The sequence below is a fragment of the Paenibacillus glycanilyticus genome (genome assembly GCF_023715145.1).
GTDB lineage: Bacteria > Bacillota > Bacilli > Paenibacillales > Paenibacillaceae > Pristimantibacillus > Pristimantibacillus glycanilyticus_A.
Genome location: NZ_JAMBNP010000001.1, coordinates 996,360 through 1,021,119, shown reverse-complemented (window position 1 = coordinate 1,021,119; position 24,760 = coordinate 996,360). Strand labels below are relative to the sequence as shown.

Annotated in this window: 21 protein-coding genes, 2 pseudogenes and 2 other annotated features; of the genes and pseudogenes, 17 read left to right on the top strand and 6 right to left on the bottom strand. The window is 48.1% G+C overall.

Going from position 1 to position 24,760, the window contains the following annotated elements:
• Window positions 1-15: 15 nt before the first annotated feature.
• Entirely contained in the window at window positions 16-1,092 is a 1,077-nt protein-coding gene (locus tag M3194_RS04685) for a GntR family transcriptional regulator (protein ID WP_251651916.1), read from the bottom strand.
• A 448-nt stretch (window positions 1,093-1,540) separates the two neighbouring features.
• Between M3194_RS04685 and M3194_RS04680 the strand changes: the two genes are divergently transcribed.
• The 7 genes and pseudogenes from M3194_RS04680 (at window position 1,541) to M3194_RS04645 (ending at window position 6,481) form a co-directional block, all read left to right on the top strand.
• Window positions 1,541-2,473 carry a glycoside hydrolase family 43 protein gene (locus M3194_RS04680; protein WP_251651915.1) on the top strand — a complete coding sequence of 311 codons (933 nt, stop codon included), beginning with the start codon at window positions 1,541-1,543 and terminating at the stop codon, window positions 2,471-2,473.
• 21 nt (window positions 2,474-2,494) lie between these two features.
• Complete coding sequence (locus M3194_RS04675) at window positions 2,495-2,683, top strand: hypothetical protein (RefSeq protein ID WP_251651913.1); 189 nt, start codon at window positions 2,495-2,497, stop codon at window positions 2,681-2,683.
• A 568-nt stretch (window positions 2,684-3,251) separates the two neighbouring features.
• Window positions 3,252-3,604 (top strand): annotated as a pseudogene (locus M3194_RS04665) (discoidin domain-containing protein).
• 129 nt (window positions 3,605-3,733) lie between these two features.
• Window positions 3,734-4,657 carry a nicotianamine synthase family protein gene (locus tag M3194_RS04660; protein ID WP_251651910.1) on the top strand — a complete coding sequence of 308 codons (924 nt, stop codon included), beginning with the start codon at window positions 3,734-3,736 and terminating at the stop codon, window positions 4,655-4,657.
• 173 nt (window positions 4,658-4,830) lie between these two features.
• Window positions 4,831-4,941, top strand: a pseudogene (locus M3194_RS04655) (carbohydrate ABC transporter permease); the annotation flags it as partial.
• A 160-nt stretch (window positions 4,942-5,101) separates the two neighbouring features.
• On the top strand, window positions 5,102-5,677 hold the full coding sequence (locus M3194_RS04650) for a LysE family translocator (protein WP_251651909.1): 576 nt from the start codon (window positions 5,102-5,104) through the stop codon (window positions 5,675-5,677).
• A 24-nt stretch (window positions 5,678-5,701) separates the two neighbouring features.
• Window positions 5,702-6,481, top strand: a complete 780-nt coding sequence (locus tag M3194_RS04645; protein WP_251651908.1) for an AraC family transcriptional regulator — start codon at window positions 5,702-5,704, stop codon at window positions 6,479-6,481.
• Between the two features lie 26 nt (window positions 6,482-6,507).
• Here M3194_RS04645 and M3194_RS04640 read toward each other — a convergent pair whose 3' ends face one another.
• Window positions 6,508-7,383: a helix-turn-helix transcriptional regulator gene (locus M3194_RS04640; protein WP_251651906.1), complete on the bottom strand. Its 876-nt coding sequence runs from the start codon at window positions 7,381-7,383 to the stop codon at window positions 6,508-6,510.
• A gap of 154 nt (window positions 7,384-7,537) precedes the next feature.
• On the opposite strand from M3194_RS04640, the gene M3194_RS04635 reads away from it, so the two are divergent.
• Complete coding sequence (locus M3194_RS04635; protein ID WP_251651905.1) at window positions 7,538-8,575, top strand: glycoside hydrolase family 88/105 protein; 1,038 nt, start codon at window positions 7,538-7,540, stop codon at window positions 8,573-8,575.
• 112 nt (window positions 8,576-8,687) lie between these two features.
• On the opposite strand, the gene M3194_RS04630 is transcribed toward M3194_RS04635, so the two are convergent.
• Genes M3194_RS04630 through M3194_RS04620 form a run of 3 tightly spaced genes read right to left on the bottom strand, consistent with a single transcriptional unit; the run spans window position 8,688 to window position 12,363 of the window.
• A complete protein-coding gene (locus M3194_RS04630) occupies window positions 8,688-9,824 on the bottom strand; it encodes a Ger(x)C family spore germination protein (protein ID WP_251651904.1) in 1,137 nt (378 codons plus the stop codon).
• Window positions 9,821-10,906, bottom strand: coding sequence for a GerAB/ArcD/ProY family transporter (locus M3194_RS04625; protein WP_251651902.1), 1,086 nt, complete (start codon window positions 10,904-10,906; stop codon window positions 9,821-9,823). Before M3194_RS04625 ends, M3194_RS04630 begins: the two co-directional genes overlap by 4 nt.
• Window positions 10,903-12,363: a spore germination protein gene (locus M3194_RS04620; protein ID WP_251651901.1), complete on the bottom strand. Its 1,461-nt coding sequence runs from the start codon at window positions 12,361-12,363 to the stop codon at window positions 10,903-10,905. Before M3194_RS04620 ends, M3194_RS04625 begins: the two co-directional genes overlap by 4 nt.
• A 176-nt stretch (window positions 12,364-12,539) precedes the next feature.
• Here M3194_RS04620 and M3194_RS04615 point away from each other — a divergent pair, with 176 nt between their 5' ends.
• The 4 genes from M3194_RS04615 to M3194_RS04600 all read left to right on the top strand — a co-directional run bounded on the left by M3194_RS04615 (window position 12,540) and on the right by M3194_RS04600 (window position 18,903).
• On the top strand, window positions 12,540-13,580 hold the full coding sequence (locus M3194_RS04615) for an NAD(P)-dependent alcohol dehydrogenase (RefSeq protein ID WP_251651900.1): 1,041 nt from the start codon (window positions 12,540-12,542) through the stop codon (window positions 13,578-13,580).
• Window positions 13,581-13,626: 46 nt separating this feature from the next.
• A complete protein-coding gene (locus tag M3194_RS04610; protein WP_251651898.1) occupies window positions 13,627-14,007 on the top strand; it encodes a MerR family transcriptional regulator in 381 nt (126 codons plus the stop codon).
• Between the two features lie 262 nt (window positions 14,008-14,269).
• A complete protein-coding gene (locus tag M3194_RS04605) occupies window positions 14,270-17,941 on the top strand; it encodes a glycoside hydrolase (RefSeq protein WP_251651897.1) in 3,672 nt (1,223 codons plus the stop codon).
• 142 nt (window positions 17,942-18,083) lie between these two features.
• Window positions 18,084-18,314 (top strand) — a binding site (T-box leader).
• A gap of 55 nt (window positions 18,315-18,369) precedes the next feature.
• On the top strand, window positions 18,370-18,903 hold the full coding sequence (locus M3194_RS04600) for a GNAT family N-acetyltransferase (RefSeq protein WP_251651896.1): 534 nt from the start codon (window positions 18,370-18,372) through the stop codon (window positions 18,901-18,903).
• Window positions 18,904-18,956: 53 nt separating this feature from the next.
• Here M3194_RS04600 and M3194_RS04595 read toward each other — a convergent pair whose 3' ends face one another.
• Window positions 18,957-19,445 (bottom strand): pyridoxamine 5'-phosphate oxidase family protein, encoded by a 489-nt coding sequence (locus tag M3194_RS04595; protein ID WP_251651895.1) that lies wholly within the window; start codon window positions 19,443-19,445, stop codon window positions 18,957-18,959.
• Window positions 19,446-19,823: 378 nt separating this feature from the next.
• Between M3194_RS04595 and M3194_RS31595 the strand changes: the two genes are divergently transcribed.
• The 5 genes from M3194_RS31595 to M3194_RS04575 all read left to right on the top strand — a co-directional run bounded on the left by M3194_RS31595 (window position 19,824) and on the right by M3194_RS04575 (window position 24,726).
• Window positions 19,824-20,009 carry a hypothetical protein gene (locus tag M3194_RS31595; RefSeq protein WP_397334269.1) on the top strand — a complete coding sequence of 62 codons (186 nt, stop codon included), beginning with the start codon at window positions 19,824-19,826 and terminating at the stop codon, window positions 20,007-20,009.
• 20 nt (window positions 20,010-20,029) lie between these two features.
• Complete coding sequence (gene fabZ, locus M3194_RS04590) at window positions 20,030-20,455, top strand: 3-hydroxyacyl-ACP dehydratase FabZ (protein WP_251651894.1); 426 nt, start codon at window positions 20,030-20,032, stop codon at window positions 20,453-20,455.
• A 29-nt stretch (window positions 20,456-20,484) separates the two neighbouring features.
• Window positions 20,485-21,501 (top strand): phosphotransferase enzyme family protein, encoded by a 1,017-nt coding sequence (locus M3194_RS04585; protein ID WP_251651893.1) that lies wholly within the window; start codon window positions 20,485-20,487, stop codon window positions 21,499-21,501.
• 52 nt (window positions 21,502-21,553) lie between these two features.
• Window positions 21,554-21,807, top strand: a binding site (T-box leader).
• A 66-nt stretch (window positions 21,808-21,873) separates the two neighbouring features.
• Window positions 21,874-23,553 carry a glutamine--tRNA ligase/YqeY domain fusion protein gene (locus M3194_RS04580; protein ID WP_251651892.1) on the top strand — a complete coding sequence of 560 codons (1,680 nt, stop codon included), beginning with the start codon at window positions 21,874-21,876 and terminating at the stop codon, window positions 23,551-23,553.
• Window positions 23,554-23,694: 141 nt separating this feature from the next.
• Complete coding sequence (locus tag M3194_RS04575) at window positions 23,695-24,726, top strand: DUF2332 domain-containing protein (RefSeq protein WP_251651891.1); 1,032 nt, start codon at window positions 23,695-23,697, stop codon at window positions 24,724-24,726.
• The last annotated feature ends 34 nt before the right edge of the window (window positions 24,727-24,760 follow it).

Sequence of the window (24,760 nt, the reverse complement as noted above, 5' to 3'; positions counted from 1 at the left end):
TCTGCTTTTTTGCGTTTATAAGGGTCTAACCGTATCCCGAATGATCAGACTGGTAGGCAGCATGACTTTTTTATTGCCATAAGAATGACCTTCGCTGATTTCAAGCAGCAGCTTGGCGCTTTCGTAGCCTAGCACGTCGAAATATTGCTTCACCGTGCTCAAAGCAACCTTCGCAAATTTGGAGCTTTCGAAATCGTCAAAGCCCATAAGCGATATTTGCTCGGGAATTCGAATTCCCCGGCTAGTTAGCTGCTCCAGCACTTCTAGAGCGCGTTTGTCGTTGGCGCAAAATAGCGCCGTAATTTCTCCCTCTTGTATTTGTTCAACAAGAGCATCATAGTTTAGTTCTTTCTCCAGATAGAGGAGCTTCTTGTTTACGGAAAGGGAGGCATTGGCTACGGCATTGCAATAACCGTTATAGCGGTCAACTTCCGGGCTGAGGTGGAAATCGTAAGCGGCAAATCCGATCTGCTTGTGACCGTTCCGGATTAAATACTCCACGGCTTCGTAAGCGCCGTCATGATTGTTGCAAGTCACGACATTGACCGGATACCCTGCAGGAGATCGGTCGAGCATGACAAAGGGAATGGATTTCTTCCGTATATCATTCAGATAGCCCTTCGCTGAAACAGGATCCGAGGAGTAGATGAGAAGTCCCCTTATATCGGATTGTAGCAGCCGTAGAATAAGTTCTCGCTCTTCCTCAAAGGTGTTCTCCACAAACTCGATTATCAGCTTGCAATCATGCTTGCCCAGAAAGGATTGAATCCCCTTCATAATTTGCATATAGGAGCTGTCATACATTTCAACGCCGGAAATGACGAAAGCAACCAGATTGGACGTCTTTTCGGTTATGGAAGCTTGACCTGCCGCCACGAAGCTGCCTTTCCCCCGTATGCGGTAAATAACGCCTTCATTAACTAACTCCGCAAGAGCCTTTCTGACCGTGATGGAGCTCACGTTTAACATCTTGGAAAATTCGGATTCGCTTGGGATGCGATCATCCTTGGAAATTTCCTGGTTCTCGATTTGGGCTAATACGTAATTTTTAACGATCTGGTACTTGGGGAGCCCAGGCTCTTTTTCGCTCATTCTTGAGTCACCTCATAACAACATTTCTTTGATTATAACTTAACTTTTTTCGTAATGGTATACTAACTTTTATTTGGTGAGCAATAATGTCACATATTTTGACGGGAAATTGAAGAGGTGAGTAGTTAGTTATTCCTAATTATATAAAAAAGGTTTGAAAAAATTAGGAGTTCGTATTACTATAGGTTCGAAGATAGTGTGTGAACTTAGTATGCTTAGCATAATAAGTTGATGCTGTTTAAATGAAGTCAGGCAAGGAGGTTATGATAAAGTGTTGAATGTTCTATTGATGAAAGCGCTTTAGTTAAAAATGGAAACATGATTATACTATCAATTAACGACAAGAAGCATAGAAATGGATCAATTTCTATTCTATTCTCTACTTCTTTTTATACGTACCTACTCATCCAATCTACCATTCTATTCAGACACATAGGAGGAACAAACAATGAACAATAAACATACATCTGGCAATCCCGTATTTCCCGGCTGGTATGCCGATCCGGAGGCAAGAATTTTTGAAGGGAAGTATTGGATTTATCCTACTTATTCCGCGAAATATGAAGAACAGCTGTTTTTCGATGCTTTTTATTCCGATGATCTGGTCAACTGGACAAAGGCGGAACGGATCCTGTCGATTGAGGATTTCAAGTGGGCGCATAAAGCCGTATGGGCACCGTCGCCAATCGAGTGCAACGGAAAGTACTATATCTATTTCTCGGCAAACGATATTCAAAGCAATGATGAGACCGGCGGTATTGGCGTTGGGGTGGCCGACCGTCCGGAGGGACCGTTCCGGGATGCTATCGGCAAGCCTTTGATTGACCAGTTCCATTATGGCGCTCAACCTATCGACCCGCATGTTTTTCGGGATGATGACGGTCAGCATTACCTCTATTACGGCGGTTGGGGACATTGCAATATCGTCCGTCTGGGCGAAGATATGATCAGCCTGCTTCCCTTCGAGGACGGCAGCGTCTATCGCGAGGTGACGCCGGAGGGTTACGTGGAAGGTCCCTGCATGTTCAAGCGCAACGGCCAGTACGTCTTTATGTGGGCGGAAGGCGGATGGGGCGGGCCGCACTATCGGGTAGCCTACGCGCTCTCTGATTCGCCGTCCGGACCGTTCGAGCGGCTTGATACCATTCTGCAGCAGGATCCGGAGGTGGCGACCGGGGCAGGTCATCATGGATATATTCAAATACCGGATACCGATGAGTATTATATCGTCTATCACCGTCGTCCGTTGACAGAGACCGCTGCGAATCATCGTGTCGTGTGCATCGACAAGCTTACCTTTAATGAAGACAATACGATTGTGCCCGTGAAGATCAGCTTCGAAGGTGTGCCTGCCCGTACACTGGCATGCTATGGGGATTGACGCGTGCCGGAATGAAGTAGGATGAATCAGGCGAAGAAAGCTTATTTCGTAGACGGCTATCACGGCGGCATCAAAGGGCATATGCCGCTTGGAGCCTGGGCAGATGTCATTCGGAGACTCGAGCAGTTACCGAACTGGAAGCTATGCCTGGACATCGAGCCGATCTCCTGGGAAGCGCTGTGGCGGACGGATCCCGTTCGTATGACTTGATCAAGCAGCATCTGACGGATGAGGCCGGACGCGTTGAAATGGTGGCGGGAAGCTATGCCCAGCCTTACGGCTGGGTAATCGGCGGCTAAAGCAACATCCGGCATTTAATCCGCGGCAAAGAGATTGTGCAGGAGCATTTTCCGGGAGTCCTTATAGATACCTATGCCACGCACCCTAATGTCTGCGAAGGATGACCGAGTAATCGGGTTTCATGTGCGCTTCCATTATGAAAGCGCTGTCCGGATCGGTGATCCTTGGGCAATGGCGCCGGAGAACCGGAGCACGGAGCGTAGAAAATCGCATCACAATACCGCTTATAAGCTCCAGGCTCGTTTCCCGGTCAATCTTAGCAACAGAAGGCTGTATAAGAATTCTGCGTTTGAAGGTCGCGAAAAAAATTATTACCCACAACGAGTACTCCTTCTATAATCCTTCTCAGCATTAGTACTTCATCAAAGATGGCGGACGTTACATCTACTTCGAGGCAACCTTCACCGATACGTTTACGAACGAGCTGGCTAAAGGCAAAGCCATTGCGGCTTCGTCCTCCGAGAGCGCGCACCAGGCTGTGGATGCCAATGACGGGAATAGCCTAACCCACTGGGCATCCGACTCATCCGATCCGCAGTGGATTCAGGTCGACCTTGGTGCTCCAAGCCTCATCAGCCGCGTAAGGCTGGATTGGGAGGCAGCTTACGGCAGAGCGCCTATCAGATTCAAGTATCCAATGAAGGAGAGAACTGGACGGATGTCTACAGCACGACGTCGGGAGACGGAGGTGCCGATATCGTCAATTTCGACGAAACCGAGGCCAGATATGTACGGATGTACGGCACGGGAAGAGGAACCATGTACGGTTACTCGTTATGGAAGTTCAAAGTGTTCGGGAAGGCAGCGGGCACAGTAACTCCTTTGGCTTAATATCGAATCAGGTTGCCTTGATCGCAGGATCAATGGCAACCTTTTTTGACTTGGGGCATCCTTCTACATCCTTGACCATTTGAATATATTTCGAAGTAAGGGAAGTGGGATGAAGGAGGAGTCGGGCAAATGGAGGTTTATTCTACGGGTTCTGCTATACATACGGGTAGCTTGCCTAGAATACAAGTGGTCAACGATTTTATCGCTTTTATCCGCGAAGCCAACGAGCTTCTTCAGAAGGAAATCGATCTGTCTCCTGCTAATCAGCTGGTCATGGGCGTCATTAGCCGTCTTTCGCAACAGTTAAGATCCAGCTATCTACCGGAAGAGGTACAAGCTGTTCTGAGCAACGAATATATACAAACGAACCAACGCCAATTGCAGGATAAGCTGTCGGAAGCCGAGTTTCTGACCGAACTTAGCGATTCCCGCCAGGCTTGCGATTTTCACGGTACCGTAATGGATATTGCAAAAAGACTGCCGAATTGGCCTATCTACATCGCGTTAGTCGGGCAGGAGCTGTCGACGCTCCGTCGTTTGACTGAGCAGGGTAGTCACGAGCCGATTGTCTTTGTAGGCAGCGGTCCAATGCCGCTTAGTCCGATTATTTTGCACCTGCTGGGCGACGTGGAGGTTGTCTGCGTGGAGATGAATCCAGCGGCGTACGAGGCGTCCCGCGCTTTGCTCGAGCACATGAATGTAGGAACAAAAGTGACGGTCGTGTTGGACAATGGCTCAAGCTTCGATTACGGCTCCTATAACCGGATCTTCGTGGCCAGTCTTGTGAGAAATAAGCGGGCGGTGCTTGAGCGGATCAGCCGAACCTCCGCCAATCCTCTTGTGGCTGTCCGCACCGCGGAGGGAATGAAGCAGATCATGTACGAGGCCATTGATGAACCAGAGCTGATTAATCAGGGTTGGAGAATTCTGGGACGTACAATACCCGATGAGAAACTGGTTATTAATTCGACGTTATTTCTGGAACGCCTAACCGATCTTGACGCTAAAAGCACCAAAAATGCGCGATATACTTATTTGCATTCTGAATGTTGACTAGAAGACAGCTAGAGACAGGGCAGTTTTATTCTGCCATGTCTCTTTTTTTGCATATAAGCAAGTCGGCTGTTTCTTCCGAGGACGGCGCAGCCGTGTACGCTTGCGGGGTGAGAACGAATTGAAGGATTATGGCCCGCGTGGGGCCAAGGGTGATCGAATGCTTTTCTTTGAGCATCAAGTATGCGGTCATTATCGTCTCCAGTCTGCCCGTATGGATTATGTATCCCTTCGTGCAGCGGCATTTCGTTAAAGGCGTGATGATTGGCTCTATTAAAGGATGAATACCGTTCGCAAGAAGCCCGAACTGCATGGAGCAGCTTCGGGCTTCTATGCTGCCACCGACTCCCATAGCGCAGCTGGCTGATAATCTGCAATAATATACTATAGGACATTTCTTTAAGGATGTAGGATATGAGAAGAGCTTGAAGGGAGCGGATTCTCATGGACCTATCATCTTTTTTTATTTATTGCATCATTGCGACGTTTACACCAGGGCCAACGAATATTTTAATCCTGTCTACCGTGACCAGCGCAGGAACCGGAAGGGCGATGAAATTCTCCTATGGGTCGGCGGTTGGTTTTGGCCTATTGCTTGTGCTGTCTGCGGCCTTAAATACACTGCTACTAACGGTAATGCCGAGAATACTGGTCGTCATGCAGCTTGCGGGAAGCCTGTACATGGTCTGTCTCGCGTACCGAATGGTTAAAAAGAATACTTCGCCAAAAGCGGTAAATCAAACGGCAAGTTTTCTATCCGGCTTCGTGCTGCAGTTTTTGAATCCGAAGACCGTCCTGTTCGCCATGACTGTCTTGCCTACTTTTATAATGCCTTATTACAGCGGCTTGTCGATGGTCAGCTTATCCATTCTGGTCATCACGCTAATCGGTTTTTCCGCATTTCTTACGTGGGTGCTGTTTGGCGCTGTTTTTAAGGAGTTTTTACATAAGCATCATACGGCCGTGAATCTGATTATGGCCTTATTCCTGGCTTATGCTGCCATTATGATCTGGGAGTAGAAGCTTACGAGGGAGGTTAGCGGAATGGAGAAATTTATTTACAAAAAATCGGCCGGCATAACGGCTTTGTCTGCCAGCATGACGGAGTTTAAATATAAGAAGCACGCGCACAAGGAATACGCGGTTGGCGTAACCTTGCGGGGGATTCAGCAATATAACCTGGACGGCAGTCTTCAGTTATCCCATAAGAACGGCATTATGCTGTTCAACCCGGAACAAATGCATGACGGAATGGCCCATGATAAGGCCGGACTTGATTACGTCATGCTGTACATTGAGCCCGAGCTGCTGCTCGAAGTGATAGAGAAGAAGGAAATGATGCGTTTTTCAAATCCTATTGTCTACGACCGGTCGCTTGAGCAAAAAATATTAAGCTTATCGGATGCCATATTAGGCGGCAAAGACGAGGCATTATGCACGGAATTATTCCTCTCTCTTACGGACCGCCTTGCGCAATCCAATCTTTCGATCGATTACATGAGAAAAGATAATGCTCTCGTTCAAAAAGCCAAGGAGATGATCCATGCCAATCTGGAGCATGTCCTTAAGCTGGATGAGATTTGCAAGGAGCTTCATTTATCCAAATATCAGTTTATTCGTTTGTTTAAGGCTCAGACCGGAATCTCGCCTTATCAGTATTTTCTGAACAGCAAGGTAGAGCATGCCAAGCGGGTCATCGAAAAAAACAAGGATATTTATTCCGCCGTGGCTGCTTGCGGCTTTGTAGATTTAACCCATATGAACAAGCATTTCAAGAGCGTGTATGGAACAACCGCGTTCGAATATATCGCGCATCTGAGATAACAATGGCTGAACAGGCTCGAACCTGCTCAGCCATTGTTCTTGTTCAGCTCCAGCTTCCGGAAAGCCCGCGGGGACAGCCCGGACAGCTCCTTGAACACCTTGCCGAAGTGGGAGAAGTTCTCGAACCCGCAGCGCTCGGATATCTCGGTAATGCTCCAGTCTGTTTCCCTCAGAAGATGTTCGGCTTCCTTGATCCGGGTGATATTGATGTATTGGCTGAAGCCAAAGCCGGTGACCTCCTTGAAGACGCGGCTGAGATGACCTTTGCTTATAAAAAAATGCTTGGCCAATTCATCCAGATGAAGAGGATCGCGGAAGTGCAGATTAATATGGCGGATAATATCGGTCACTTTTCGCTGGACGGGAGTAAGCTCATCGCTTGGCGGCGAATTTCGCTTCCGGGCATGGCGGGCGGTAAACAGCAGCAGCTCGATAGCCATGTTCCGAATGTGCAGCCGATAACCCGGGGGTTCATCGTTAAGCTCGCGCAGCAAGGATTCAAACATCGCCTCAAGCTGCATTCGTTCCTGCAGGTTAAGCTTGACGATGGGGTAATCACTCGAGAACGGGGACAAGAGCAGCTCCTTCTCCTCTTGCGATAATCCGTCAAAGAAGGGCAGGTCGTAATGCAGGACAACCCGTTCATGATTAGGCTGGCTCAGCTCGGAGGTTCGATGGACATCATTGGAATTAACGAGGATGAGATCACCCGCCCCGATATGATACACGGAGTCGCGGATGAAAAACTTCCTTTCCCCGGTGTACAGATAAAAGAACTCATACGATCTATGATAGTGGGTAATATCCATGGAATGATAGCCGATTCTCCGGTCAAATTCGATCCATAACGGTTCGCTAATCGAGCCGTACCGAAGGATGCTTGGAAGAGATTGAATGGTCATGGAGGGCTCCTCTCTTAGACATCAGATAGATAGCATGATTATATCAATATTTGCGGGGTTTAAGGAGTAATTGTGCATAAATGCGGAGATATCCTTCTAAAATTCATGCTAATCTAAAGGCATGAGAGCGATTTCAATCGGAGGATGGATAGCGATGAAAAAATTCGAGTGCAACGAAGAAGAAGTAAAGGAATTGATAAATCTTGTTGTCCGCAGAACGATGAACATGGATTTTACCTGGAACTGGTCTTGCGGAGTCGCTTTTTACGGAATCAGCAAAGCCTGGGAAGTAACAAAGAACCAGGATTATATTGATTTTCTGGTGAAATGGGTCGACGAATATCTCGAGCTGGGTCTGCCGGCTTTAATGGTTAATTCTTGCGCGATGGGGCATACGATGCTGACGCTGCATGAAGCGACCGGCGATCAGAAATACATGGATCTGGCATTGATGAAGGCCGAATATTTGCGCAAGGATGCTATTCGATTCGGGGAAGGGGTATTCCAGCATACTGTATCGTCCAAAAACGATTTTCCGGAGCAAGCGTGGGCGGATACCTTGTTTATGGCGGCCTATTTCCTGCTTCGGCTGGGCTTCAAGCTGGACAAGAAGGAATATATCGATGATGCGCTTAATCAATTTTATTGGCATGAGGAATACTTGCAGGACACGAAGACCAATCTGTTCTATCATGCGTGGGATAATGTAAGGGGAGATCATCTGTCCGGCATTTATTGGGGCAGAGCGAATGCATGGGCGGCGTATACGATGGCACAAGCTCACAAAATGCTCAATCCGTTCATGCCGATGTGGATGCAGCTTGGCGGGGCGCTTGGCGATCAATTAAGCTCGCTCGTGAGACTGCAGACACCAAAGGGACTTTGGCGTACCGTATTAAACGATGAGTCCTCCTATGAGGAGACATCCGCCTCCTCCGGCATCGCCGCCGCCATGACGATCTATGCGCATCCGCTGCACCAGAACTATATGGCTAAAGCTTATGAAGGCATCCTGGCCAACATTGATGAAGACGGTTCGGTCCGTAACGTGTCTGCCGGTACGGCCGTGATGTATACGGCCGATGATTACAAAGTGATCTCAAAGAAGCGGGTACAAGGCTGGGGTCAAGGGTTAACGCTGGCGTATCTGGTAGCGCTGCTTCAGAACAAGGAAGTTGTCAGCGCCATTTAAACAGCGAAACGAAAGAACAGGCCTGCCATCCCGGTAAGCCTGTTCTTATGATTACGGCATGGTTGCGGGTTCAAGCCAACGAAAGACAACGGATGCAACGAATGGGCTTCCTTTATTTCAGTGCGCCGGTGCTTGTGATGTGAACATGAATCTCCGTTGTTAGCTTCACCTCAGGATATTTGCTCTTCCAGTCGATCGAATTCCATAGGGCGGTATGGCTTGCTTTCAGTTTGCGCCCTATTCCAAAAGCGTCGCAGTTGGCTTTCAGCAATTGGCGGGTAATCTTTGATGCTCGCTTATCCAGGATGGTTTCCAATTCCTTGCTTAGCTGCTTCGAATCGATCTCCCAATCGGGACTGCTCGTATAGCTGTCGATATTGCTGTACAAATCAACCCGTATATGGCTCTCTATCGCTTGCATATCTTTATTGACGGAGACCTCGAGCTTTCGTTTTATCTTTCGAACCTCGAAGGAAACCACATCGGCCTTGCCGGAATGGCTTTTGCGGTCTAACGGGATATCCAGCCATGCGACCTTGCTAAGCTTGCCATTCATTAGCAGCAATAAAATGCTGTCTTCTCGGGAAAGAGTGATTCCGGTAAAGATATCTCCGTTAAACAGCCCGGTGCTGTCAATGACTAAAGTGTCGTGGTCTATCTTGCGAATCATCGGCAGCACGGTATCCTCCGCAGGATCGGACACCTGGTTCCACAACGAATACAAGGTTTGGTCAGGTACGAGCGTCGTTCGTTCCGAGCCCTGCACCATTTGCTTGATATCAAAGGCTATAGGGTTATTCTCCAGCAGAGAAACGTTTAAGATTTCAGCGGCGTTGCCTTTGGCAATTAACACTTTGGTGTTGAGGTAGGCCTTGGGGAGCCGGTAAAAGAATTCCAAAGCGGGCATAATCCCTTGCTTGGCAAGCTCATCGCCGATAATAATGACAAATGCTTTATTCGCTTCGATTGTACCTGGCAGCATACTGTCAATTTTATGCCCAATCTCCGGGAGATTGCCTCCCGTTGCTTGGGCTACTTTATCCTTGACATTGAACTGTCCGCCGCCTTTGCTTTCCAGAATAATCGCTTTGACGGTTCCCCGCAGCTGTCCGTTCTCCTGCTTATCCAGCGAGATCCCGTTCACGATTTTTTTATTGACCAGATAGTGGATGTCCCAGCAGCCGGAGACCGACAAGGATAAGAGCCCTATCCAAACGGCGGGCAGCCACTTTTTTATCGTTTTTTTCATGTTAATCTCCTCTTGTGCCGGCTCCTGAATAAGAAGGACAATATCCACATGAGTAGGGGTACTGCAACGATCATGAGGAGATAGCCGTATTCAATCCATTGGCTGATGGATTCCATATTCTCCTGTTTATACAGATAGCTGCCTACCAGCAGAACCAGTAACCCGCTGATCCACACTAATCGCTGATATCCTTTCTTGCTCGTTGCAAGGCTTTTCCCGGCCAGACAGAAATAAGAAACGATTGTTGCAGACATAGGAATGATCCAGATGGTTAAGAAGATCAGATCCAACCGGTCAAACAGCTGAAAGGTTAGTCCCCTGAGCAGGAACAACACGGGCTCCTTCACCTTGGATAAAGCCTCTTGGCTGAAGCCGATCAAGCAAATAAAGACAAAATAGGAGTAGAACAACGTGACGAACCAGTTGGCCATCGTGATCGTTTTCAATATACCGGATGGCGTATCTTTCACCTGCGCCGAGAAATAAAGAATGACCTCAAAGCCCAGCATGGCGAAGAAGGTCTTCTCGCTCCCGCTAATGATCTGCGAGATATCGGACTGACCCACGGGCAAAATGTTGGAGAGATGGATGTCATTCGAGAAGGTTGCGAGGCTGATGACAAACAATAAAACAAACAATACGGCGGCGAGCTGATAAAATCTGGCGATAACGCGCAAATCCTCAAGCGCAAGATAAATGCTTACTCCGATAATAAGCAGAAGCAGCACCCAGCCAGGAGTCAGCGGCAGCAGCCAGACCTTGATCAGACGGACATAAAGCGTACAGGCGTATCCGGCAATGATCACAAAAAAACAGTAATAAATGGCATTGACGGATCTGCCGATATAGCTGCCGAAAAAAACGATCGTCATTTCGCTCAAGTTCATTCCCGGATACCTTTTGCACAAATGCCAATACACGAGGATCAACAGCTGGATGGCTAGTCCCGATCCCAGCACCGATATCCACGCATCACCGCCAGCCGAATGCTGAATGACTGAAGGCAGGGATAACAAACCTATTCCGATTTGGGTTTTGATAATCAGAAAGAACAGCTGGTTCTTCGTAATTGAGATATTCAAGGGAGCTTCCACCTTTGGATGAACGACTGTTTATTGCCGGCTTTCCCGGTTTTCCATACCGGCAGACGCAAGAAGATATCCTTCTTCCCATCTCTGCCACGAAACGGGCCAAATGGCGCAAAGAACGGTACGCCCAATGTTTCGATTTTGCATAAATGGATAAAGATCACCATCATCATCATGGATATCCCAAAGAAACCAAATAAGGCGGCAGCAATCATGGTCGGAAAGCCTAGTATGCGAAGGCTGGTTCCAAATTCATTAAGCGGAGCCGTAAACGATGCTATAGCTGTCAGTCCAATCACGACAATCATCGTATGAGAGACAAGATGAGCCTCCACGACAGCCGTTCCGATAACCAAGCCTCCCACGATTCCGATCGTTTGGGCAATGGGGGAAGGGAGCCGGATGGCAGCCTCCTTCAATAATTCAAGAATAAGCTGCATCGCAATAGCCTCGACAATCGGGGGAAACGGAACATAGGTTAAAGAGACCTTAACGGAATATAGAATGCCTGGAGGAAGCACTTCCGAATGGAACGACACGATCGCGATATAGATGGCAGGCAGGCTGATGGCCAGCATAAAGCTGATCATCCGGACCAGTCTGTAAAAGGAGCCGGTAATCCATCGGTTGTTATAATCATCCGGTGACTGGTAGAAGGAGAAGAAGGTGATCGGAAGAACTAAAGCCATAGGATTCCCGTCCACCAATATGTTGATTTTACCTTCCATCAAGTAGGATACCGCCCGGTCCGTACGCTCCGTATGCAGCGTTTGCGGGAAGGGAGACAGCGGATGCTCCTCGATCATTTCATCGATTTCGCCCGTTGAATATAAATGCTCGAGATGAATGGATTGCAGCCGCTTCTCGCATTCCTTCACGATGTTGGGATCGGCCAGCTTCTCCATATAGACCATGGCTACCGTAGTATTGGTCAAAGTCCCTAGCGAAAGGTATTTTACCTTTAATTGCGGGCTCTTGATCCTGTAGCGAAGCAGATAAAGATTGGTGCTCAAGCTTTCGACGAAGCCTTCATGCGAGCCCTTAATGATTTGCTCGTTTGAGGGTTCGTCAATGGAACGGCTATGGGTTTGAGCGGCTGTAATCAGATAAGCTTTTGCATGGTTCTCGAACAGGACAACGCAATATCCTTCCAGCAAGGCTTGGCCAATGACATAAAGCTCGGAAGAAGATTTGGCGCCGGATGCAGTAGCCAAGGATTCTATTGTAGAAGGCTCGGTGTCAATCAAAGTGAGGATGATATGGGATTGAATAAATTCTTTTTTGGCGAGAGACTCCAAATAAACCAGGGTGCAAGCACCGATATTGGTTGCGAGAGACTGGGTTTTGAAATCCTCCGTATTCGACAGATAGGCATGAATGGCAGAGACATCGGCCTGTATATGTCCGGTAATCAACTTCTTCTCGCTTCGTTCGTTTGTAAGGTTGCTCATTGTTAGGACACACCATCTTCAATTCCAGGTTTGTTCCTTATTATGAGCAAGCAAACGGTAAAATATGAAAATTGCGGCAATAATCCGTTAAGAAGTCCTGTTGACTTGGAGTTAACTCCATCATGTATACTCCGATTGTGTCTAAATCCCCCAGCCAAGAAGGAGTAGAGAAACCCATGTGCAAATCTCATGTTTTGAGCGTTTCAAGTGCAAAAGCGCCTTTTGAGAAAACAACAATCGAGCGCAGAGCATTACGTCCGGATGATATTTTGATCGATATAAAATTTAGCGGTATCTGCCACTCTGACATCCATACCGCCTACGGCGAATGGGGCGAAGCTCTTTTCCCGCTGGTTCCCGGTCATGAAATCGCGGGTGTCGTGGAGGCCGTGGGATCCGCGGTTACCAAATTTGCCGTTGGCGATCGCGTTGGCGTGGGCTGCTTCGTGGATTCCTGCGGGGACTGCGAATACTGTCTCCGGGGCGAAGAGCAGTTCTGTACAAAAGGCGTAGTAAGCACCTATAATTCGCTGGACTATGACGGACAGCCGACTTACGGCGGTTACAGCCAGAAAATCGTCGTGACCGAAAGATTCGTTGTCCGCATTCCGGACAGCCTGGGTCTTGATGTGGCAAGCCCGCTGTTATGTGCCGGAATCACGACGTATTCGCCGCTGAAGCATTGGAATGCGGGTCCTGGCAAAAAGGTCGCGATCGTTGGCATGGGCGGACTTGGTCACCTGGCCGTACAATACGCGCATGCTCTCGGCGCCGAAGTGACCGTATTGAGCCAATCGATGAGCAAGAAAGAAGAAGCTCAGGCGTTTGGCGCGGATCATTACTACGCGACAAGCGATCCCGGTACATTCAAAGAGCTGGCAAGCCGCTTTGATCTGATCTTGAATACCGTGTCTGCGAACCTGAATGTAGATGCGTATCTTTCCTTGCTGCGCGTGGATGGAACACTAGTTAATGTAGGCGCGCCTTCGGAACCCGACACCTATAGGGCCTTCTCCCTGATCATGCATCGGCGCAGTCTGGCCGGCTCGCTTGTAGGCGGGATCCGCGAGACGCAGGAGATGCTGGACTTCTCCGCCGAGCACGGGATCAAGCCGCAAATCGAGCGAATTAGCGCGGATCAAGTAGAGGAAGCTTATGAACGCGTGCAGCGCAGTGATGTCCGTTACCGGTTTGTTATCGATATTTCCACCCTGTAAGTGTTAAACTAGAAGTGCTAGATTTAATACAGGAGGGACAATCCGCATGAGAATGGCAGAGGTAAGCGCGAAGTTCGAGCTGTCGCAGGATACGCTTCGTTATTATGAACGGATCGGACTTATTCCTCCCGTTAACCGCAATAATAACGGCATCAGGGAGTATTCGGAGGATAACCTGAGATGGGTTGAATTCATTAAATGTATGCGGAGTGCCGGTCTTCCTATTGAGGCTTTAATTGAATATGTTAACCTGACCCAACAAGGCGAAAGCACCCTAAACACGAGAAAAGAGCTGCTGATCGAGCAGCGGGAGCAGCTTCGTCTTAGAATTGTGGAGATGGTGGAGACGATGGAAAGGCTTGACTCCAAGATTGAGAATTATGAACAATCGTTAAGTGAAACGGAAAGAGCCTTATCCCGTCCTTAGTAGATAAGAAGATAGATGTTCAAAAGCAGCCAACGGCTGCTTTTTCTTTATGTTAATCCAACATAATCAGACAAAAATAACGGCTTTATACTGGAAATATTGGGAGTTAAGTAGGATGTGACGGGAAGTGGCAGGAAGTAAAATCGAGAGCGTGGAGCCTTGATCAGATGAAGCGCTCCATCTTTTTGAAGGATTAAGAAACCGGTTTCATGAAACCGTTTTCTTAATTAGGATCGATCAATTTAATTGAGGGGGAAGACGATTGAAACCGTTCAAGCTTAAGAAAAGCACTGCTGCCGCGATGCTAGGTACCGTAATCAGCCTTACCTCATTCGGAAGTCCAACCTTTGCCGCCGAGGCTGCAAAGCCGGCAGTTGCGTACGATGCGGTAGTGAAGGTAGACGCATCAACCACCTTCCAGAAAATCGATAACTTCGGCGCATCCGATGCCTGGTCGATGGAGCAGCTCGGCAAGAACTGGACTGACGCGAATAAATCACGCGTAGCGGATTTGCTCTTCACCAGAGACAAGGGAATCGGCTTAACCGCTTGGCGCTTCAATATCGGAGCCGGCTCCACGGAGACGGACAAAACGATTATTACGGATCCATGGCGCCGCGCGGAAACGTTCAAAGCCACGGAAGACGGTGCCTATGACTGGAGCAAGCAGGCGGGTCAGCAATGGTTTCTGAAGGCGGCGAAGGATCGTGGCGTGGATACGCTTATCGGCTTTGTCAACAGCCCGCCGGTATGGATGACGAAGAACGGTCATGCCCAGCCGGATGCAACGGTTGGCTCAACCAACCTGAAGGAAGGGTATGAGGATGAATTCGCCACCTTCCTGACCGATGTCATCGCGCATTTCAAGAAGCTAGGGATTAATCTGAACTATATCAGCCCCATTAACGAACCAACCTGGGACTGGAACAAGGCAGGACAGGAAGGCAACCGTTATAACAATGACGATATTAAGCGAGTTATTCTCGAGCTTTACAGCCAACTGCAGGAGAAAGGGCTGAAGACGCAGATCAGCGCGCCTGACGGCGTTGAGATCACGGCTTTACTGGACGACGAAGTGTTCAAATCATTCTCGGGACAAGAGAAATATTCGGGCGGATCCAACAGCCTTGGCGTTGGCAAGTACCGCGAATATATTAAAGACCTGCTTGGCGATCCGGAGCTTCAGGAAGCGGTTGGCCATCATATCGCTTCCCACTCCTACTGGTCGGATTACAGCAATCCGGGAGATGATCGTCTTGGAACATTAAGAGATCTGTTGTTCTCCAATCTGAACAAATACGACCGTGAAGCTGTCTACTGGGTGAGCGAGTATTGCATTCTCGGAGATTACGGTCCGGGCCGAGACCTTGGCATCGATCCGGCGCTCCATATTGCGAAGACGATCCATTTCGATCTGGCGAGAGCAAATGCTTCCGCATGGCAGTGGTGGACGGCCGTATCGGCAGGAGATTACAAGGACGGTCTGATCTATACGGACTACCATAACCCTGGCGATGAGCAGAATATCCTCACCTCCAAAATGTTCTGGACGCTTGGCAACTACAGTAAATTTATCCGTCCCGGCGCCGAGCGTGTGGCTTTGACTGGACTTGATGAGGATGCGCGCAACGACGTGCTGCTAGGATCGGCTTACAAGCATGAGGGCGAAAATACCGTTACAACGGTGTTTGTCAACGACAGCGCCAAAGAGCAGCATATCAAGGTGGAATTAAGCGGCATCGACAAGCATGAGGCGGTTAATGTGCTGAAGCCTTACGTGACATCGGCTGATAAAGATTTGACCAGAGGAGCGGATATCCCTGCTTCGGCAGACGGAACATTCGACACAGTCATTCCCGCGCGCTCGATTGTGACGCTGAACGGTGACGTTGTTAAAGAAAACAAGAAGCCGGATGCTCCTCAGCTTGTAAAGGTTGAGTCGCTGAACAAAGGGCTGAAGGTCGATTTTAAAGCACCAAAAGGCGCTTACAAATACGAAGTGGAATACGGCATCAAGAATGACAAAATAGTAGTGAAGCTGTCGAATTTGTCCACGGACTCTTTTATCCTGCAAGGTCTGAAGAATGACGAACAATATGACGTCACGGTACGCGCAGGAAATGATAATGGCTATGGGCCGACATCCAAACGTACTTACGGAACGCCCAAACTACTGGCTCCAACCGGGGTTACAGCAACGGGAAGCGATGGCGGCTTTACCATTGCCTACAATACTCAAATCGGCGTTCCTGCTTACCGTGTCCGCTATGGCACCAAGCAAGGGAAATACGATCAACAATACCTGACTCAAGCAGCGGACGGGAAAATTCAGATCAGCGGGCTTACTAACGGAAAAGCATATTACGGCGTAGTCGAAGCCGTAGACGGCAATAACTCCAGCCGGCCAACGGCGGAGTTTAAAGTCCAGCCCGACATTGCAGCGCCGGGCAAGCTGGTCGTTATTCCGGGCAACGGAGAAGCTTTGCTTACCTTTGGCGCTGTTGAAGGAGCAGCTGGTTATACGGTGCAAACTTCGCTGAATAATGATATCCAGCAAATCAGCAGCAACAAAACGTTACTTACAGGCTTAACGAACGGCAAGGCCTTTACGGTTCGCGTATCGACGATTGGCAAAGGAGGTAAAGGAACCGGTTATGCCGAAGCGACAGTTACGCCTAAAGCCGGAGAAGTCCGGTTCAAGGATGATTTTGCAAGCGGTAATCTTTCCGGCTACACCCAAGAGGTTAGCAAATGGGTTATGGAGGGCGGACTGCTCATGCATGCTTCCGGCGGCAATAACCGCGGTGAGCTTGGCGTTAATAATCTGACGGTGATTGACGGCAACATTACAGCTGTTGCCAAGCATGCTTTAGGCGAAGCGGACTGGGGTATTGCGTTCCGCGGCAGCAGCTACTCGAAGGGATACATGTTTGGTTATGAGAACGGCATTCTCGTGCTTCGCCGGGATGGACAAAACCTGGCCGAGCCGGTTCCGTTCTCCGCGAAACTAGGCGAGTATTATAAAATGGAAGTCCGGTTAAACGGCAAGCATATCGAGGCCTATCTGGACGGCAGCAAAATCTTTGACGTGAACGATACAACGTATACCAGCGGACGTGTTGGTCTTCATAGCTGGGCGGATGCGCAATTCGCTTATCTGCAGATTGCCCGAGAACCGGAGAATCTGACGGCAGCTCCCGAAATCTATCAGATCAAGGAAGGCGACGGTCAGGTCGTGCTCCAGTACAGAGAAGTTGACGGCGCGGACAGCTACCTCATCCGTTATGCTCCGAAGAGCGGAGGCACTGCGACGGAGGTGGCTGCAGCAGCCGGCTCGTCTATCGTAACGGGGCTTCAGAACAATACGGCATACTCGTTCAAGGTAGTTGCGGTACGCGGGACGGTGCAGTCGGAATCCGCCGCGATAGACGCAACGCCAAACTCGAGTAATTCGGTCGTCTACTACGTTGATGCAGGGGATGGAACGCCGGGTACGCTGGAAGCTGGTGAAGTGCTTGGAGTATTCCAGTCGCAAGAGGAGCAGGAGTACGGCCTGGATCCGATTACAGGCATGAAGTGGGGGTACGAGGCGGATAACGGTCAGACTTGGGCTCAAACTTCTCCAGTAGACGCTTATGAAACAATCCGCCAATATGACGGCAACGAGAACGGCAAAGGACTTGCGTACCGCTTCCAATTGCCGGAGGGAACGTATAAGGTAACGGTTGGCTTCTATGATCCATGGAAGGCAAGCGACCGGAATATGAATGTGACGATTAACGGCGAAATCAAGCTGAGCAATTATGTCATTGGCTCGAACCGCGAATCCAAGTTGTTCGAGAATATCTCGGCCGTGAACGGCGAGATCATTGTGAAAGCGGTGAAAGCAGGCAATTCCAAACCGATGATTGCTTGGATTAAGATTGAGAAATAAAGCTTGTTAGCTATCGCGAAAAACGGCTCCTCTACCCTAGAGGAGCTGTTTTTTGCATTACCCCCATTTTGAAACCGAAATTCCTTGAAATTTCTTTATTGACAGAATTTTCTTGTAAATATATAGTGTATCTAATTCATACGAAAATGCGATGAAGAGGACAAGTACATGCGGAGATGCCATGAAGAGAACTGCCGGTTGGTGCGAGGCAGCGGATATCCGGGTGGAATAATCACCTCAGAGCAGGCCATCGAAAGAATAGTAGACTGGCTCGGAATTCTACCGTTATCGAGAAGCATCATTGATGGACGATGACTAAGAGGACGTTTTTACGTCAATTTGGGTGGTAACGCGGAGCAGCTCCGTCCCTTAAGGGATGGGGCTTTTTTCCGTTTTCTAACTTTTATCCAAACATGGAGGGATCTCAAATGAACCAGGTACTAGTATCAAAAAGGCTAACCTTGAGAATGCTTGAAGCCGCTGATGCGGAATGCATTGAAAAGCTGGCGGGAGACAGAGAGGTAGCAGATACCACTTTGGGAATACCGCATCCCTATCCTGCAGGTGCTGCTCTTCCTTTTATACATGCAAGGCGGGAAGCGTCAGAACGAGGGGATGGCTATTCCTTCGCCGCAATACGTACGGAAGATGGGGCTTTTCTTGGTGTTATCGGTCTGCATATCAATAAGGCACATAACATGGCAGAATTGGCATATTGGATCGGCAAGCCGTATTGGAGAAGCGGATATTGCAGTGAAGCAGCGTCAAAGGTCTTACAGTTCGCTTATGAAGAGCTTGGGTTAAACCGCGTATATGCCGCTGCAATGACCCGGAATCCGGCCTCGTATAAGGTGATGGAGAAGATTGGAATGAAATTCGAAGGAGTTCTGCGCAATCATATCCGTAAAGGGGAAGTCTATGAGGATTTAAGGCATTACGGCCTTCTTAGGTCGGATGTCTGACCCAGCCTGGTACGCAATAAGCCTGTTGAGAACTACTCAACAGGCTTTGCGGTCTAATTCAACTCCACGGTCTGGTTCAGCTCTGTACCTTCTGTGTTTTTCCCCATCAATCTATTAAATAAGAACTTGGCCATCTTGAACATATTGCCGGCATCCCAATACTCCGCGGCGTCGGCATTGACCTTAATTAGTACAAGGTTCGGGTCATCGTAGGTGGTCTCCAGTATTTCTTCGTAAGCTTTGTTCCAGAACTCTTTTACTTTCTCGGCGCTTTCCACAAGCTCCGCTTCTCCTCGGATGGAGACGAACGCTTTGCCCGCGTAGGCAACATTAACTTGCTTGTTTCTGAACAGCTCATGGAATTTATCCGTATCCTTCTTCGTCAGGAACCACAGACTGCCGTCAAATTCGACATCCTGCGTCTTCATCGGACGTGATACCAGACCCTCCTCGGATACCGTCGTGAGCATCGCGATTTTTATGTCTTTAATTAATTCCCGCACCTTCTCGATTGCTTCTTGATGATTTGAATTAGGATTCATAACTATCACCTCGTCTGGAAATTGATGTATCAATATAGTATTACACACGCTGCGCTTCGCCAAACCACCTATTTCATAATTAGACAATAAGCACGATAGGTAAGTATTTAGCTAGCATAGATTTATTGTTGTTAAAGGAACGGATGTTTATTATCGGGGTGAATTGACCTATGGATATCGAGGCTATGTTCCTTTTATAGCTGATGACCGCTTCAAGCATGGCACGGTGCTGTCGATCAGGAGCGGGTGGTTTTTTTGTTGCTCTTGAAGTATATAGCGTTAAAAAAAGATGTGTATTATATTACCTTTCTAATAAGCGGGGGAATGGTGCTATGAGTTATGATCTTCATATTACAAAGGCAGATCATTGGATAAACAGTGAGAATAACCTATAACAGAGGAAGACATTCTCAAGATTTATGGCACCGTAAATATGGCACAGGTGAGATTGTTGGAATCATGGGACAAGGAATGGATACGGAATTTCTAGTGAAGTTCCCTGATCGGGAGGAGCCAAGGCGGTTGCTGGCTTATCACGCACCGATAACAACCGTAGGTATATAGCAGAAAGAAGGAGGCTGTCCATGCTTCATATTGAAGGTGCTATTCCTCATCGATATCCATTTCTGCTAGTGGATAAAGTATTGGAGATGGAAGAGGGGAAAAGAGCGGTTGGCATTAAAAATGTGACAATCAACGAGCCCTATTTTCCTGGTCATTTTCCCGGCTATCCCGTCATGCCTGGAGTCTTAATCGTAGAAGCGCTTGCGCAGCTTGGCGGAATTGTAATGAACAATGCCGAGGGCAATAAGAATAGAATTGGTTTATTGACCGGAATCGATCATTGCCGCTTTAGACGGCAGGTTAACCCGGGCGATCAACTTTGTCTTATTTTTGAAGTCACGCGAGTAAAGGGGCAGATCGTCAAAGGAAGAGGCACCGCCATGGTTAGCGAAGAAATCGTCTGTGAGGCTGAGATCATGTTTGCTTTAAGTACAATTGAAAGCTAAAGCTAAAGCGGCTGCGGGAGGGAAGGGAATTGGGTGAAGGACAATACAATCTGAGGTTTGAGGAGCTGTGCAAGCTACTACAGCTAGGGGAAATGGTTCGTACGCCGGAAGCAGTTACGGGAGGGCTTTTGCATAGAATGTATGCAATTGAAACCACGCAAGGGAAATATGCCGTCAAAGCATTAAATCCTCAGGTGATGACTAGACCCAAGGCCAAGCTCAACTTCATCCATTCAGAACAAATTGCGAATAGGGCTGCCAATCATGTTCCTGCTATTCCAGCAATGCAGTTCAAAGGTAATTCTTTGCAACAAATGGATAGTCAATATTATCTCGTGTTTGATTGGGTAGAAGGCAAAAGTCTGAAGCCGGATGAAATAAACAAGATTCACTGTGAGAAAATAGGCGCTATTCTTGCGGACATACATATGGCGGATTTATCCGGGCTTGGCCTCGCCAAAGACGGCTTAGGTGATGTACAGCCCATAGATTGGAAGCATTACTTGCAACAAGGGCAGTTAAATAAGGCAGCGTGGGTTCCGATCTTGCTCGAAACGGCGGATCAGTTGTGCGATTGGCATGCAAAAGCTAATAAGGCGGTTAAGCTGCTTGAGCATGATACCGTTATTAGTCACTTGGATCTGGATTCCAAGAATGTATTATGGAACCATGATCAGCCCATCTTGATTGATTGGGAAGCCTCGGGACCTATTAATCCCATGCAGAGTTTAACGGAAACGGCAATTTACTGGTCAGAAACTGAGACGGGCAACATAGATAAGGAAAGATTTTCGGCATTTGTAAGGGGTTATAGGAAGAAATACGGACCGATACAAGCCGATTGGAAAACGGTATTGGCGACCGGATTTGCAGGAATGCTAGGCTGGCTGGACTATAATTTAAAGCGGTCATTATGGATGGAATGCTCGGATGACAAGGAACAGCGGATGGGAACCGAACAAGTTGCCATAACCCTAAATGCGATCAAACGTTATGCAGACAGAATATCTGAAATAGAACAGTGGCTCCATGCGGAGAGCAGATAAGCGGAATAAGGTTTACAAATAAGGGGATTATTTGTATCATGTAAGGAATTATCTAAACGCGATGACGAGAAGAGTAGTGGAAAACCGTTCTCGAACAGAGAGCTCCGTAAGCTGAGAAGGAGCAGAGAACCATTCCCCGAAACAAGCCTCTGAGCAGCATGCGGGATCCTTTACCGGTGATGGCATGACGGGTGCTCCCGTTACAGGGCTAGGGTATAAGCATTGCCAGGCAATGCCGTACTTGAAGAGATTAATGTGGCGACATATTAATAAACTGGGGTGGCACCGCGAAACTTCGTCCCCAAGACAAACTGTCTTGGAGGTGAAGTTTTTTTGTTTTGCTTCGTGATTAAATTGTAGGAGGAGTAGGCAATGGAAAACCCCAAGGAACATGCAGCGGATCACCACATGCTTAGACTTATCAACGAGGAGCTGGAGCAGAAGCCTTTTAGCAGGGAGATGACGACGAGGTTTCCGCCGGAGCCCAATGGCTATCTTCATATCGGCAGCGCCTACGCGATTCATATGAATTATACGGTTGCTCAGCATTATAAAGGTGCTTTTCATTTACGCTTTGACGATACGAATCCGCTTAAGGAAGATATCGAGTATGTTGATGCGATTATTGAAGACATCAAGTGGCTTGGTTACGATCCCCGGGATCATATTTATTTCGGATCGGATTATGCGAACGAAATTTATAATGCTGCAATCTCATTAATCAGACAAGGCAAAGCGTATGTGTGCGACCTGACACCGGAGCAGTTATCCGAGTATCGGGGGACGTTAACGGAGCCGGGGAGGAACAGCCCATATCGGGATCGCTCCGTGGAGGAAAACCTGGAGCTGTTTGAGCGGATGAAAAATGGCGCATTCCCTGCCGGCTCAAAGGTTCTGCGAGCAAAAATAAATATGGCATCGCCAAATATCAATCTGCGCGATCCGGTTCTGTATCGTATTATCTACGCGGAACATTACAGGACCAAGCGTGAATGGTGCATCTATCCGATGTATGATTTTGCCCATCCGATTCAGGATGCGATTGAAGGGATCACCTACTCCCTATGCTCCATCGAATTCAAAGATCATCGGCCGCTATACGAATGGGTCCTGAATGAACGTAAGACACCTGAGCCTCCGCGTCAAAGAGAGTTCGGCCGGTTAAGCCTAACGGGAGTAGTAACGAGCAAACGGTTTCTGAGACAGCTGGTGGAGGGCAGCTTCGTAGACGGCTGGGATGACCCCAGACTTCCGACCATTCGTGGATTAAGACGAAGAGGCTACACGCCAGAGAGCATTCGTAACTTTATTGATGAGATCGGGAGCATTCGAACGCAAAGCACCGTAGATATTTCGCTGTTGGATCATTTCGTCAGGCAGGATCTAAAAGCGAAAACCATGAGCATTATGGCAGTTATGCAGCCTTTAAAGGTTGTAATAACGAACTATCCGGAGGATGAAGCTGAATGGCTGTCGATTGAAAATAACAGCGAAAACGAGGCAATGGGAGTCAGAGAAGTCCCTTTCTCAAGAACGATATTTATTGAGCGTGACGACTTCATGGAGGAGCCAATGAAAGGCTTTCACCGGCTAATTCCGAACGGCGAGGTTAGGCTTAAGGGAGCTTATTTTATCCGATGCGAAGAGGTTGTCAAGGATCCTGATACCGGTGAAGTGATGGAGCTGCGCTGTACCTACGATCCGGCTACGAAGAGTGGCTCGGGGTTTACCGGACGAAAGGTGAAGGGAACGATCCATTGGGTTTCCGCTGACCACTGCGTGAAGGCGGATGTGAATCTATACGAAAAGCTGCTTCTAAATGAGGATTCTCCGAAGGACAACGAAGATTGGATATCCAGGATTAACCCCGAATCCATCGTTCATGGTAAGGATGTTCTCATGGAAGCCATCGTTCAACATGCCCGTCCCGAGGACAAATTCCAGTTCTTCCGCCACGGTTATTTTTGCGTTGACAGGAAGCATTATGCCAACGGCAGACTGGTGTTTAATCGTATTGTTCCTCTCAAGGATAGCTGGAAAAGAACGAACTAGCAGGGGGCAGCCGATTGGCTGCCTTTTCTAACCTAGAGGCAGTACGTGATAATTAATATTTATAATCCGGATAAAAACATTAAAGCATTGTTTATCAAAGCCGCATGGTATCATACCCCTATCTGAAAGAAGGTGGTGCGTATGGTGGATACTCAGGTGCTTTCCGGGCAATTTAGACGTTTTGCGGAAAGGGAATGCAAGGATTCCAGCATTCTTTATGAACACTTGGCAAGCCAAATAGCGGATGATCCAACGCTTCTGGAGCTTGCAGCTCATTCCAAGCCGGGACAACCGGCGCCTAATCTCTTGCTTGGAGCTGTTCATTATTTGCTCTTGCAAGGCACGGACCATGAGCTCGCTTTGTATTATCCAAGTATTGTGACTGAACCAAAGGATACATCCGGCGCATTTAAATGGTTTAAGTTATTTTGCGAACAGTACGCGGTCGAGATTACTCATCTTCTGAGAACCAAACTGGTCCAGACGAATGAAGTGCGGCGTTGCGCCTATTTGTATCCAAGCTTTTGCCATATTCATGGGCTTACGCAAAAACCGCTGTCTCTGATTGAAATTGGCACAAGCGCCGGCGTGCAGCTACTTTGGGATAAATACAGCTATTCCTATCAGCCTAAACCTGATCTAGAGTATGGCCAAGAGCATGCGGCTCTTATTATCCGTTCAGAGATTAAAGGGGATAAACAGCCGTTATTTCATAAAACAAGTCCTCCTGTAGCAGCAAGAATCGGAATAGATCTGCATGTCAATAACCTGGATCAACCGGATGATTATCTTTGGCTAAAATCGCTGATTTGGCCGGAGCATAAAGAGCGGATCGCTTATTTCGAAGCGGCAGCGGATTATTTAGCGAAATACAAAGTGGAATTGATGGAGGGAGACGGAGTTGCCCTTCTGCCGGAGATCATCTCGAAAATATCGAATGACTCGACAGTATGTATTTTTCATACGCATGCGGCTAATCAATTTCCTTCTGAAACGAAGATAAAGCTGCTCGAATATATACAGGAGCTTGGTAAAGTAAGAGAGGTGTTCCACCTGTACAATAACCTATGGGATAGGGATCTTCATCTTGATTATTATGTAAACGGTATTGAGAATAAGCTGACGCTTGCTGAAACCGATGGTCACGGGCGATGGTTTAAGTGGAAATTATAATAATTAAACTACTAAGACTGGTTAATAAATAACA